The organism is Enterobacter sp. HK169 (assembly GCF_001719105.1).
Taxonomy (GTDB): Bacteria; Pseudomonadota; Gammaproteobacteria; order Enterobacterales; family Enterobacteriaceae; genus Enterobacter; species Enterobacter asburiae_B.
In genome coordinates, this window is sequence record NZ_CP017087.1 from 3,339,224 (window position 1) to 3,351,631 (window position 12,408).

Sequence of the window (12,408 nt, forward strand, 5' to 3'; positions counted from 1 at the left end):
GAAGAGACAGACACGATTTTCAGCCTGATACAGATTAACAGAATTTGCCTGGCGGCTTTAGCGCGGTGGTCCCACCTGACCCCATGCCGAACTCAGAAGTGAAACGCCGTAGCGCCGATGGTAGTGTGGGGTCTCCCCATGTGAGAGTAGGGAACTGCCAGGCATCAATTAGAAGAACCCCGTACCGTAAGGTGCGGGGTTTTTTGCTTTGTGCGCGCAGAAAAGCCCGATGGCGCTTAGTAGGCCGGATAAGGCAAAGCCACCATCCGGCAACGCAGACCGCACGATCCCACGACAAAGAGAAATAAGAATACAAAGAAGGGATGTATAAACGCAGAAAAGCAAAAACCCAGCCATAGGCTGGGTTCTTTAAATAGTGGTGCCCGGACTCGGAATCGAACCAAGGACACGGGGATTTTCAATCCCCTGCTCTACCGACTGAGCTATCCGGGCAACGGAGCGCATTAAACCGCAATCACGCTCGATCGTCAACATTATTTCGGGAAAAGCTGTTCAATTGCTTAAGTTTGCGGCAGTCTGTCCGCTTTCGCCGTGAAAATGCACAAATCTTCCAGACACAACCAGCGTAATACGGCAATGCTGATAGCAAGAGGAGGACAGTATGGCGAATGACTGGCTTGAACTGCGTCAGCATGCAGATACGGGTATTGAGACGATTAAAGCGCATTTCGAAGGTCATGCCTTTGATCCGCACTGGCACGATAGCTATCTGGTAGGGATAACCCTCTCCGGCACGCAGCAGTTTCACTGCCGCCGTGAGCGTCATCGTAGCCAGCCGGGCGACGCATTTCTCCTCGAACCTGGCGAGATCCACGACGGTGATGCGCCTGTAGAGGGCGGCTTTACCTATTTGACCTTCTATCTGGATGAGCGCTGGCTTACCCGTGCGCTACAAGGGCTTTACGAATCTACTCCCGGGAGTTATTCACTCCACTTTGCCCAAACGTTGACGCGGGAGCCGCAGCTGGTGCGTGCTATCGGTGAGACATTTTCCACCCTGCATAATGACGAGATGAAAATCGTTCAGCAGAGCACAATGGATAATCTGCTCTCCCGGATCACCGCCCACTGCCACTGGCGTAAAAAACTGCCGTCGCAGTTACAAAGCGCTGCCGTGGCGCACCGTGCGCGCGACTATCTCTTTGCTCATATCGGCGAGAACGTAGGGCTGTCAGACCTTGCGCGCGAGACGGGAACGGATCGCTTTACCCTGACGCGCTGTTTTAAGCGCGAGTTCAACCTGGCGCCACACGCATGGCTTATTCAGCTTCGTCTGGCAAAGGCCCGACAGCTGCTGGCGCGTGGGGACCAGCCCGTTGATGTGGCTGCCGCAGTGGGTTTTGCCGATCAAAGCCATCTGGGACGTTGGTTTCAGCGTGCTTACCGTATCTCTCCTGCACACTACCGACGGTTGTGCACAAACCTTCCAGACGTTTCCAAAAAATAACGGCACATTCATGGCTCTAATAAAAAGGAGCCACCCGTGAGTTTGATACCCTTTCTGTTGTTCGCATTTGTCGCCTCCATTACGCCGGGGCCGACCAATATTCTCGTGCTGACGAACAGCCAGCACTTTGGCGTAAAAAATACCGTACCTGCTATTCTGGGCGGATGTATCGCGGCCAGTGCGATTGTGCTGGTATCAGGCGCGGGCGCGGGGGAAGTGCTGCGTCAGTATCCTCTGATACGTCAGATAATGAGCTGGGCAGGCGTGCTGTGGCTAAGCGGGATGAGCTGGCAGCTGTTTCGCGCCCCGGCTGCCCGTCTCTCCGCTGAGTACCGTATTCGATTCACCGCTCGGGCGGCGGCGCTGCTGCAGATCGTGAACCCCAAAATCTGGATGATGGCGCTGGCCGTCGTCAGCCTGTTTGCCCCTGCTGGCGACCATGTATTGCGGGATAATGCGCTAATGGCGCTATGGTTTCTGCTGATCTCGATAGCCTGTTTGATGTGCTGGGCGTGGTTGGGTAAAGCGGTGAACCGAATTTTTCGCACCACCGTGGCGATGGTGCGGTTTCAGCGTCTGATGGCGCTGTGTCTGCTCGTCTCCGCCTGGGCGGGCATGCTGGCTTAGGTCAGCGCTCCACCCATTCTACATTGGGCAAAGCGTAGAATATCTTCCGCCAGGCGGTGCGCCGTATCCACATCGGCCTGGCTACGGTTCACCAGCATGCGGCTGAGGCAACCTTCCAGCACCAGCTCCATCTGTTTAGCCACCATCGCAGGGTCATCGACTTCCAGCGTGGTCAGCAGCTCGTGGGTAAAGTCATGCGCCGCCCGTTTTTGCTGATCCGCCAACTGATGAATAGGATGGCCAGGGTCAGGAAAATAAGTGCAGGCGGCGATGAACAGACAACCCGGGTAGCGGTTGTTGCTGACGCATTCCGTCAGCGCGGTATAGCGCGCCAGCAGCTTTTGCTCCGCGGTCAGTTCTTCATTCAGCATCAGTTGTCTGCGCCAGACATCAACCTGCTGGCTGAGATAGCGCAGGGCATCATAGAGTAGCGCCTCTTTATCCGGCCAGAAGCGCTTAAGTTCATCCAGGGGATAATCGATACGGTCGGCTACCATCTCAAGCGTGGTGCTGGCGATCCCTTGAATCTCAAGTAGTTGCAGGGCTTGTCCCAGTACGTCTTCACGTTGCACGGTTATCTCCTCCGCTATTCCCAACGGTTTGTCCCGCTTAAAGTGTTGTTTACGGTTGGCGATTGCGCAAATGCGCGCTAAATGCCGCAGCATCCATAAACCCGGTTACACGCTGTTCTGGCTGCTCCTGGCCCTGTTGATTGAAGAACAGAATGGTTGGCAGCCCGAGCACGTTAAGCTGCTTCAGCAGAGCCTTATCCTGCGCATTATTGGCGGTCACGTTAGCCTGGAGCAAAACGGTCTCTTTCAGGGCGCTTTGCACCTGTGGATCGCTAAAAGTATATTTTTCAAACTCTTTGCAGGCGACACACCAGTCGGCATAGAGATCGAGCATCACCGGTTTGTCTTTCGCCTCTGCCAGTGCGCTGTTAAGTTCATCCACGTTTTTTATCTGGGTAAAGTTCAGATGCGCCTGGGTCTGACTCACCGGTGTGCCGAACGCCCAGTCCTGGAGAGGGCGTACGCTCACCAGCGCGGCAGCCAGCAGCAGGATTTGCACCAGGCGCATCCATGGCTTCTTCGCCCCCAGGCTGACGATAAACGCCCAGGCAAAGAATGATACGCCGAGTATCGCCCACAGGCGCAGACCCCAGGCGTCGCCGATGATACGCTCAAGAAGGAACACCGGCAGCGCGAGGATGACAAAACCAAATGCGGTTTTCACCGTCTCCATCCACGGGCCGCTCTTCGGCAGAAGTCGATTGCCGAAAACCGTGACCAGAATCAGCGGCAGGCCCATGCCGAGCGCGTAGAGGTACAGCGTACCCCCGCCGAGCCACATGTTACCGCTCTGGGCGATGTACAGCAGGATAGCGCTCAGCGGTGCGGTAGTGCAGGGAGAGCAAATCAGCCCGGCAATGGCACCCATCGCAAACACGCCGCCTGCGGAGCCGCCCTGCTGACGGTTGCTCATCAGCGTTAAGCGCGTTTGCAGCGAAGAGGGCAGCTGTAGCGTGAACAGGCCAAACATTGACAGCGCCAAAAGGATAAACACCGCTGACAGGCCAATGAGAACATAAGGGTGCTGGAGTGCCGCCTGGAACTGTAACCCGGCAGCGGCAACCACAAGGCCAAGCGCCGTGTAGGTTAGCGCCATTCCTTGCACGTATATAAAAGCCAGCAGCAGGGCGCGGGCGGTAGAAAGACGCTGTTTGCCGCCCAGCACGATGCCAGAGATGAGCGGATACATCGGCAACACGCACGGCGTAAAGGCAATGCCGATACCAATCAGTAACGCCCACAGCGCTGAGAACGGAAGGTCAGCGCGGTCGTTGGTTTTCTCAACCGCAGGGACCGGCGTTACAGCAGCAGACGCTTTCACTTCGCTAAGCGGCACGACTTTCGTTTCCGGTGGATAGCAGAATCCCGCGTCCGCGCATCCCTGATAGGTCACCGTCAGCGTCGCGCCTTTATCGGCCTGATTCACCGTCACGGGCACGCTTAAGCGCTGGCGGTAGATTTCACTCTTGCCGTAGAACTCGTCCTCGTGCCACTCGCCAGCGGGCAATTGTAATGCGGCCACGTTTGCCTGGGCAGGGGTAATACTCACCTGCTTGCGATAGAGGTAATAGCCCTCTTTCACCTGCCAGGTGAGCGTCAGATCGTGCTGGTTCTGCTGAAAATCGAAAACAAACGCCTGGTCGGCAGGAATAAAGTTCGAACGGCCGGGCGCGTCAAACAACCCGGCAAAAGCTGACGTGCTGCACAGCAGCAGGATCAGCGTAAGGAAGCGTTGAGCCATGAGAGATAGTCGTTATCGCCATGAACCACTGGCAATACCAGCAGCTCCGGGGTTTGGTAAGGATGATGAGATTTGAGGCAATCCAGGAGAGCCTGCTGATTCGCCAGATTGGTTTTGAGCAACATCTGGACTTCGTACTCTTGCTCCAGCTTGCCTTCCCAGTAATAAAGGGAGGTGGCACCAGGGAGGAGCGTCACGCAGGCAGCCAGTTTTTCGGCCAGCACTTTGGCGGCGAGATCCTGGGCAGAGGCTTCATCAGGGGCGGTACACAGTACGACAACAGCATCAGGCGTGTTCACAAGTCGACCTCCTCATCACGAAAGGCTTCACTATATCACGCAAGGCGGTTGGTCATTAATGAAACGGGCCGCAGTGCGGCCCGTTTTTAACTATTTTTACAACCACTCACCGTTTACAGCACCACGCCGCCAATGATAAAGCCGAGGATCACGCAAAGTGAAATGGCGACCACGCCCGGGATCAGGAACGCGTGGTTAAACACATACTTACCGATACGGGTTGAGCCGGTGTCGTCCATCTCCACCGCCGCCAGCAGGGTTGGGTAGGTTGGCAGAACGAACAGGGCAGAAACCGCCGCGAAAGAGGCAATCGCCGTCAGTGGCGTCACGCCCAGCATCAGTGCCGCAGGCATCAGCGCTTTGGTGGTCGCCGCCTGGGAGTAAAGCAGGGTAGCGGCAAAGAACAGCACCACCGCCAGCAGCCACGGGTAGTTGTGCAGCAGGTCGCCAGCGATGGTCTGAATGTCGCTGATGTGCGCTTTCACGAAGGTATCACCGAGCCACGCCACGCCCAGTACGCATACGCAGGCGCTCATACCGGATTTAAAGGTGCTGGCGTTCAGCACTTCGCTGGTGTCGATTTTACAGGTGATGCTAATCAGCGTCGCGATGGTCAGCATAAACACTACAATCGCTTCGTTACGCGGCAGGACAGGGTTCTGGATCAGGCCCACGGTGTCGCTGATGGCGGTCGCGTAGAACATCACCGCGACAATACCGATCAGGAACAGCAGCACGGAGCGCTTTGCGTGCGGCTTCAGCTCGAAGACCTGGCTGCCGCGCAGTCTCACTTCACCCTTGGCGAGGCGTTCCTGGTAAACCGGATCGTCTTTCAGTTCAGCGCCGAGGAAGTTACACAGCACGGCAGTAATCATCACCGCGATCAGCGTCACCGGGATACAGATCGCCAGCAGCGTCAGGTAGCTCACGCCCATCGGCTCCAGAATACCGGCGAAGAAGACCACCGCAGCGGAAATCGGTGAGGCGGTAATCGCAATCTGGGACGCGACGACGGCAATAGAGAGCGGACGAGACGGACGGATACCCTGCTCTTTCGCCACTTCGGTAATCACCGGCAGCGTAGAGAAGGCGGTGTGGCCCGTACCGGCGAGAATGGTCATAAACCAGGTCACCAGCGGGGCAAGGAAGGTGATGTATTTTGGATGGCGGCGCAGCATACGCTCCGCCAGGCTTACCAGGTAGTCCATACCGCCTGCCACCTGCATGGCGGCGATAGCGGCAATAACGGCCATGATGATTTCGATAACGTCGAACGGGATTGCGCCGGGTTTAATCTGAAAGATAAGGGTAAGAACGAGCACCCCGAGACCGCCGGCAAAACCGATGCCGATACCCCCGAGTCTTGCTCCCAAATAAATCGCCAACAAGACGATGACGAGTTCTGCTCCAAACATAAGGACCTGCCTTGCTTATTAACAAGTTGATATTGAATTGTTGTATTTAGGTAACGCCTAAAAAGAAAAAAGGCACGTCACAAGTGACGTGCCTTAAGAAGCCTAGCCAGAACGGTTACTGTTCGCTTTCATCGGTATATCGTTTCGCTTTATATGCCGGGTGCATCAGGTTCTGGGCCGAGAAGATATCGTCCAGCTCGGCTTCGGTCAACAGCCCGCGCTCCAGCACCACTTCACGTACGCTCTTACCGGTTTCGGCGCAAATCTTACCGACGATATCACCGTTGTGGTGACCGATGAACGGGTTGAGGTAGGTGACGATCCCGATGGAGTTGTAAACATAACCTTCACAGACTTCTTTATTCGCCGTGATGCCGTTAATGCATTTTTCCAGCAGGTTGTAGCAGGCGTTCGTCAGAATGTGGATGGATTCGAACATCGCCTGGCCAATCACTGGCTCCATCACGTTCAGCTGCAGCTGACCCGCTTCAGAGGCCATGGTCACGGTCGTATCGTTACCGATGACTTTGAAGCAAACCTGGTTCACCACTTCTGGCACCACCGGGTTCACCTTGGCTGGCATGATGGACGAGCCTGCCTGCAGCTCTGGCAGGTTAATTTCATTCAGGCCAGCGCGCGGACCGGAAGAGAGCAGACGCAGGTCGTTACAGATTTTGGACAGTTTTACCGCCAGACGTTTCAGGGCGCTGTGTACCATGACGTAGGCGCCGCAGTCGGAGGTGGCTTCAATCAGGTCTTCTGCAGGCACAACCGGCAGGTTAGAGACTTCAGCCAGCTTCTGTACCGCCAGCTGCTGATAGCCGTCCGGGGTGTTCAGACGCGTACCGATGGCGGTTGCGCCCAGGTTCACTTCCAGCAGCAGCTCGGAGGTGCGCAGCAGGTTTTTGGTCTCTTCGTTAAGCAGCACGTTAAACGCGTGGAATTCCTGGCCGAGCGTCATCGGCACCGCGTCCTGCAGCTGGGTACGACCCATTTTCAGGATGTCCTGGAACTCAACCGCTTTACGCTGGAAGCCATCACCCAGCTGGTTGATCGCATCTACCAGTTTCACTACAGAGGCATACACCGCGATACGGAAGCCGGTAGGGTAGGCGTCATTGGTGGACTGGCATTTGTTAACGTGGTCGTTCGGGTTCAGGTACTGGTATTCACCTTTCTGGTGACCCATCAGCTCCAGGCCAATGTTTGCCAGTACTTCGTTAGTATTCATGTTGACGGAGGTGCCCGCGCCGCCCTGATAGACGTCAACCGGGAACTGGTCCATGCATTTGCCGTTGTTCAGCACTTCATCGCAGGCCGCGATAATCGCATTTGCCGCGCTTTTAGGAATGGTTTGCAGCTCTTTGTTGGCCAGTGCTGCGGCTTTCTTCACCATCACCATGCCACGGACAAACTCAGGAATGTCGCTGATTTTGCTGTTGCTGATGTAGAAGTTTTCAATCGCTCTCAGAGTGTGGACACCGTAGTAGGCATCCGCTGGAACTTCCCTGGTACCCAACAAGTCTTCTTCGATACGAATGTTGTTTAACATGTGAACCTTCTTTTCAAGCTGCCGATGGATTGTACTAAACACACAGTATTTATGTGGTTTTGAATATTTTCTGGCCGACGATTATTCCCTCAATCAGCCAGATGTTCGAGATCATATGCTGATGATAGCGAATTGCCGTAAGCTGGATCACTTATTATCGAGCCGATTCCATGATAATTATTAATCTGTGAAATGGGTCACCGCTTTATAATTTCCAAAAAAAATATCCGTGCAAACTGATTGAATTTTCGCTAACCGTCACCATTTCATACAAACGCGCGTCGCGAACACATTCAGACAGGGGCCCGATGGCCTCTGCCACACAGGAGATGCCAGTGCGCTGGATACCGTTTATTGCTTTCTTTCTCTATGTTTACATTGAGATTTCCATTTTCATCCAGGTTGCCCATGTGCTGGGCGTCCTGCTGACGCTGATTCTGGTGATTTTCACCTCCGTCATCGGCATGTCGCTGGTGCGTAATCAGGGTTTCAAAAATTTCCTGATAATGCAGCAGAAGATGGCCGCAGGGGAAAGTCCGGCGGAAGAGATGATCAAAAGCGTGTCGTTGATTATTGCGGGGCTGCTGCTGATCCTGCCGGGGTTCTTCACTGACTTCCTTGGCCTTCTGCTGCTTCTGCCGCCGGTGCAAAAACACCTGACCATGAAGCTGCTGCCGCATCTGCGCTTTAGCCGTATGCCGGGGGGCGGATTCAGCACAGGGCCGGGCGATACCTTTGAAGGGGAGTATCAGCGTAAGGATGAACAGCACGACCGTTTAGACCATAAAGACGATCGGTGATTTTGTTGCCCGGTGGCGTTTCGCCTACCGGGCTTCCGGTAGCGCACCGCGCTTCGGCAAAAACGCCCACAGCCCTGCCAGCATGACAATCGCGTACAGACTCTTCCATCCCACCATCGCCAGCAACAGCAGGCAAAGCAAACCCCCGACGACCGCCAGAGCTTTATAGCGACCTTTCAGCAAACGACATCCCGCCAGCATGCACAGCAGGTAGATCATGATGAAAATGCCGTTGGCGTAGACGATCAGCGCGTCCAGATTGATCTTCAGTGCGTAAATACACAGCGTGCTCACCACGCAGCAGCCCAGTACGGCATTCAGGGCATTCAGCGGAAGCTGGCGTTTAGACAGGCGCGCGAGGCGATTCTCTGGTTTGTCGAGCGCCTGCGACCACACCAGCCTGGCAAAGCTCTGGATATAAATATTCAGGCTGGCAAAACAGGCGAGATAGCCGATGACGCAGGCGATCCATAGCGCCTTCATGCCGAACAGTTCCACCACGATACCCGGCAGCGATGCCGCGGCGGCGAGATCCGCTCCGAACGCGTGGAAGTGTAAGACCAGCACGGTACACGCCCAATAGACCGTGCCAGCAAGCAGCAGGCCTATCATCAGCGCGCGGGGGAAATCGCGTTCAGGCTGCTTAAATTCAGAGGCCAGATGGGCAAAGGCTTCCAGGCCGACAAAACACCAGAACATGACGGAGAGCGCGGCGAAAAGCTGGGAATGGTCGACGTCGGTCAGCGGCGGGAAGGGAATTTCCTTTATTGTGATATCGCCCGCCCACCAGATTGCGACAACGAGCGCGACAATCAGCACCGCAACCAGCGTCTGCAGGTTGGCGCTGGAGCTGGCGCCGCGAGAGCCCACCCACCAGACGATCGCCAGCGTACCCAGCTCGGCCAGCAATAACTGCTCGTTATGCCAGCCAAACAGCGCCTGACCAAAGCCGGTCGCAATATGCAACGCCGCAGGAAGGCCAACCGGAATGACGGAGAGAAACAGCCAGCCGGTAACACGCTGCAGCCGCGGGCCAAAGGCCAGTCCGACAAAGTGCGCCACGCCGCCCGCGCTGGGGAAATGCCGCCCCAGGATGGCGAATACAATGGCTATCGGGAAAACTAATACAATCAGCGCAGGCCACGCCCATAGGCTGTTATTTCCAGCCACCAGCGCCGCCAGTGCGGGTACGGCAAACACGCCCGTACCTAACAAGGAGGTTGAGAGCAGTCCGACGCCCTGCGCCAGCCCCAGCTCCTGCTTGAGTCCACTCATTGACATCGCCCTGCCAGTACCAAAAGAGAGGCGATGGTAACACTTTCGCAAATTTTTTTTTCGACTCCCCCTTGAAGGGGGAAAAAGCTATCCCCATCTCTCAGGGCACTAGTCGGAAAACCGCATGCGGGCCGGCGTCATCCATAACTGATAATGACTTTCTCAAAGGAGAGCTATCAATGAGTATTCGTCCGTTACATGATCGTGTGATCGTCAAACGTAAAGAAGTTGAAACCAAGTCTGCTGGCGGCATCGTTCTGACCGGTTCTGCAGCAGCCAAATCAACGCGTGGCGAAATCATCGCTGTCGGTAAGGGCCGCATCCTGGAAAACGGAACTGTGCAGCCACTGGACGTTAAAGTTGGTGACATCGTAATTTTCAACGATGGCTACGGCGTGAAATCCGAGAAGATCGACAATGAAGAAGTGTTGATCATGTCCGAGAGCGACATTCTGGCAATTGTTGAAGCGTAATTTACGCACGAGAATTTGAGGAAATAAGAACATGGCAGCTAAAGACGTAAAATTCGGTAACGACGCTCGTGTAAAAATGCTCCGCGGCGTAAACGTACTGGCAGATGCAGTTAAAGTGACTCTGGGCCCGAAAGGCCGCAACGTAGTGCTGGATAAATCCTTCGGCGCGCCAACCATCACTAAAGATGGTGTTTCTGTAGCACGTGAAATTGAGCTGGAAGACAAGTTCGAAAACATGGGTGCGCAGATGGTGAAAGAAGTTGCCTCTAAAGCGAACGACGCTGCTGGTGACGGTACCACCACCGCGACCGTACTGGCGCAGGCAATCATCACCGAAGGTCTGAAAGCCGTTGCTGCGGGCATGAACCCAATGGATCTGAAACGTGGTATCGACAAAGCTGTCGCCTCCGCTGTTGAAGAGCTGAAAGCGCTGTCCGTACCGTGCTCTGACTCTAAAGCCATTGCTCAGGTTGGTACTATCTCCGCTAACTCCGACGAAACCGTAGGTAAACTGATCGCTGAAGCGATGGACAAAGTCGGTAAAGAAGGCGTGATCACCGTTGAAGACGGTACCGGTCTGGAAGACGAACTGGACGTGGTTGAAGGTATGCAGTTCGACCGCGGTTACCTGTCCCCATACTTCATCAACAAGCCAGAGACTGGCGCTGTTGAACTGGAAAGCCCGTTCATCCTGCTGGCTGACAAGAAAATCTCCAACATCCGCGAAATGCTGCCAGTGCTGGAAGCCGTTGCGAAAGCAGGCAAGCCGCTGGTGATCATCGCTGAAGACGTTGAAGGCGAAGCGCTGGCGACCCTGGTGGTTAACACCATGCGCGGCATCGTGAAAGTGGCTGCGGTTAAAGCACCTGGCTTCGGCGATCGCCGTAAAGCGATGCTGCAGGATATCGCTACCCTGACCGGCGGTACCGTAATCTCTGAAGAGATCGGTATGGAACTGGAAAAAGCGACCCTGGAAGACCTGGGCCAGGCGAAACGCGTTGTGATCAACAAAGACACCACCACCATCATCGATGGCGTGGGTGAAGAAGCTGCTATTCAGGGCCGCGTTGGTCAGATCCGTAAGCAGATCGAAGAAGCGACTTCCGATTACGACCGTGAAAAACTGCAGGAGCGCGTAGCGAAACTGGCAGGCGGCGTTGCGGTAATCAAAGTCGGTGCAGCGACCGAAGTTGAAATGAAAGAGAAAAAAGCACGCGTTGACGATGCCCTGCACGCGACCCGTGCTGCGGTAGAAGAAGGCGTGGTTGCTGGTGGTGGTGTTGCGCTGGTGCGTGTTGCCGCTAAACTGGCAGGCCTGACCGCACAGAACGAAGATCAGAACGTGGGTATTAAAGTTGCGCTGCGCGCAATGGAAGCTCCTCTGCGTCAGATCGTTTCTAACGCCGGTGAAGAGCCATCTGTGGTTGCGAACAACGTGAAAGCGGGCGAAGGTAACTACGGTTATAACGCAGCAACTGAAGAATACGGCAACATGATCGACTTCGGTATCCTGGATCCAACGAAAGTGACCCGTTCTGCTCTGCAGTACGCGGCATCTGTCGCTGGCCTGATGATCACCACCGAGTGCATGGTCACCGATATGCCTAAAGGCGATGCACCAGACTTAGGTGCTGCTGGCATGGGCGGCATGGGCGGTATGGGCGGCATGATGTAATCGTGCGCTCTACGTCGTAGAATGTGAAAAACCCCCGGGCAGAAATGCTCGGGGTTTTTCTTTTGGTCATCTTTTAGGTATAAGATTTACACACGGACAACTACTGTCCAGCTTATTGAAAACGAGGAATAACATGCGCGTAAAAGTCTGTGCAGGGATTGTAGGGGCAGCATTGCTGCTGGCGGGTTGTAGCTCCAGCAATGAGCTGTCGGCAGCGGGCCAGGGCGTTCGCTTTGTGGAAGATAAGCCTGGCAGTGAATGCCAGCTGTTAGGCACGGCAACCGGTGAGCAAAGTAACTGGATGTCAGGGCAGCATGGCGAAGAAGGCGGCTCGATGCGCGGTGCGGCGAATGCCCTGCGTAACCAGGCTGCGGCAATGGGCGGTAACGTGATTTACGGCGTGAGCAGCCCAACGCAGAGTATGCTGTCCAGCTTCGTGCCGACCGCCAGCCAGATGAACGGCCAGGTCTACAAGTGCCCGAACTGATTGCCTTTTTCCCTCTCCCTGTGG

At 55.3% G+C, this 12,408-nt stretch carries 12 protein-coding genes, 1 tRNA gene and 1 rRNA gene; 7 read left to right on the top strand and 7 right to left on the bottom strand.

Features of this window, described 5'->3' with window-relative positions:
- The first annotated feature begins 47 nt into the window (after positions 1-47).
- Positions 48-163, top strand: a 5S ribosomal RNA gene (gene rrf / locus EnteroDNA1_RS15835).
- A gap of 214 nt (positions 164-377) precedes the next feature.
- On the opposite strand, the gene EnteroDNA1_RS15840 is transcribed toward rrf, so the two are convergent.
- Positions 378-453: transfer RNA gene (locus EnteroDNA1_RS15840), tRNA-Phe, on the bottom strand.
- A 169-nt stretch (positions 454-622) separates the two neighbouring features.
- Between EnteroDNA1_RS15840 and EnteroDNA1_RS15845 the strand changes: the two genes are divergently transcribed.
- Positions 623-1,468, top strand: coding sequence for an AraC family transcriptional regulator (locus tag EnteroDNA1_RS15845; protein ID WP_048975178.1), 846 nt, complete (start codon positions 623-625; stop codon positions 1,466-1,468).
- 36 nt (positions 1,469-1,504) lie between these two features.
- Entirely contained in the window at positions 1,505-2,095 is a 591-nt protein-coding gene (locus EnteroDNA1_RS15850) for a LysE family translocator (RefSeq protein WP_069303546.1), read from the top strand.
- On the opposite strand, the gene EnteroDNA1_RS15855 is transcribed toward EnteroDNA1_RS15850, so the two are convergent.
- The 5 genes from EnteroDNA1_RS15855 to aspA all read right to left on the bottom strand — a co-directional run bounded on the left by EnteroDNA1_RS15855 (position 2,092) and on the right by aspA (position 7,674).
- Positions 2,092-2,667 (bottom strand): transcriptional regulator, encoded by a 576-nt coding sequence (locus tag EnteroDNA1_RS15855; RefSeq protein WP_032641387.1) that lies wholly within the window; start codon positions 2,665-2,667, stop codon positions 2,092-2,094. The genes EnteroDNA1_RS15850 and EnteroDNA1_RS15855 overlap by 4 nt on opposite strands.
- Before the next feature lie 49 nt (positions 2,668-2,716).
- Positions 2,717-4,408, bottom strand: coding sequence for a protein-disulfide reductase DsbD (locus EnteroDNA1_RS15860; RefSeq protein ID WP_069303547.1), 1,692 nt, complete (start codon positions 4,406-4,408; stop codon positions 2,717-2,719).
- Positions 4,384-4,707 (bottom strand): divalent cation tolerance protein CutA, encoded by a 324-nt coding sequence (gene cutA / locus EnteroDNA1_RS15865; RefSeq protein ID WP_014168278.1) that lies wholly within the window; start codon positions 4,705-4,707, stop codon positions 4,384-4,386. Before cutA ends, EnteroDNA1_RS15860 begins: the two co-directional genes overlap by 25 nt.
- 113 nt (positions 4,708-4,820) lie before the next feature.
- On the bottom strand, positions 4,821-6,122 hold the full coding sequence (locus EnteroDNA1_RS15870) for an anaerobic C4-dicarboxylate transporter (protein WP_039260997.1): 1,302 nt from the start codon (positions 6,120-6,122) through the stop codon (positions 4,821-4,823).
- A 115-nt stretch (positions 6,123-6,237) separates the two neighbouring features.
- A complete protein-coding gene (gene aspA, locus EnteroDNA1_RS15875; protein WP_003855923.1) occupies positions 6,238-7,674 on the bottom strand; it encodes an aspartate ammonia-lyase in 1,437 nt (478 codons plus the stop codon).
- Between the two features lie 335 nt (positions 7,675-8,009).
- Here aspA and EnteroDNA1_RS15880 point away from each other — a divergent pair, with 335 nt between their 5' ends.
- Entirely contained in the window at positions 8,010-8,474 is a 465-nt protein-coding gene (locus tag EnteroDNA1_RS15880; protein ID WP_023616652.1) for an FxsA family protein, read from the top strand.
- A gap of 24 nt (positions 8,475-8,498) precedes the next feature.
- On the opposite strand, the gene yjeH is transcribed toward EnteroDNA1_RS15880, so the two are convergent.
- Positions 8,499-9,749 carry an L-methionine/branched-chain amino acid transporter gene (gene yjeH / locus EnteroDNA1_RS15885; RefSeq protein WP_069303548.1) on the bottom strand — a complete coding sequence of 417 codons (1,251 nt, stop codon included), beginning with the start codon at positions 9,747-9,749 and terminating at the stop codon, positions 8,499-8,501.
- Positions 9,750-9,928: 179 nt separating this feature from the next.
- On the opposite strand from yjeH, the gene EnteroDNA1_RS15890 reads away from it, so the two are divergent.
- The 3 genes from EnteroDNA1_RS15890 (at position 9,929) to EnteroDNA1_RS15900 (ending at position 12,384) form a co-directional block, all read left to right on the top strand.
- Positions 9,929-10,222, top strand: coding sequence for a co-chaperone GroES (locus EnteroDNA1_RS15890; protein WP_003855929.1), 294 nt, complete (start codon positions 9,929-9,931; stop codon positions 10,220-10,222).
- Positions 10,223-10,253: 31 nt separating this feature from the next.
- Entirely contained in the window at positions 10,254-11,897 is a 1,644-nt protein-coding gene (groL, locus tag EnteroDNA1_RS15895; protein ID WP_014882201.1) for a chaperonin GroEL, read from the top strand.
- Positions 11,898-12,030: 133 nt separating this feature from the next.
- Entirely contained in the window at positions 12,031-12,384 is a 354-nt protein-coding gene (locus tag EnteroDNA1_RS15900) for a DUF4156 domain-containing protein (RefSeq protein ID WP_023310115.1), read from the top strand.
- The last annotated feature ends 24 nt before the right edge of the window (positions 12,385-12,408 follow it).

Excerpts from the sequence above, each read along its gene's own strand:
- EnteroDNA1_RS15845 (WP_048975178.1), top strand. The coding sequence starts at position 623 with ATGGCGAATGACTGGCTTGAACTGCGTCAGCATGCAGATACGGGTATT.
- EnteroDNA1_RS15860 (WP_069303547.1), bottom strand. The coding sequence starts at position 4,408 with ATGGCTCAACGCTTCCTTACGCTGATCCTGCTGCTGTGCAGCACGTCA.
- EnteroDNA1_RS15870 (WP_039260997.1), bottom strand. The coding sequence starts at position 6,122 with ATGTTTGGAGCAGAACTCGTCATCGTCTTGTTGGCGATTTATTTGGGA.
- aspA (WP_003855923.1), bottom strand. The coding sequence starts at position 7,674 with ATGTTAAACAACATTCGTATCGAAGAAGACTTGTTGGGTACCAGGGAA.
- yjeH (WP_069303548.1), bottom strand. The coding sequence starts at position 9,749 with ATGAGTGGACTCAAGCAGGAGCTGGGGCTGGCGCAGGGCGTCGGACTG.
- EnteroDNA1_RS15890 (WP_003855929.1), top strand. The coding sequence starts at position 9,929 with ATGAGTATTCGTCCGTTACATGATCGTGTGATCGTCAAACGTAAAGAA.
- groL (WP_014882201.1), top strand. The coding sequence starts at position 10,254 with ATGGCAGCTAAAGACGTAAAATTCGGTAACGACGCTCGTGTAAAAATG.
- EnteroDNA1_RS15900 (WP_023310115.1), top strand. The coding sequence starts at position 12,031 with ATGCGCGTAAAAGTCTGTGCAGGGATTGTAGGGGCAGCATTGCTGCTG.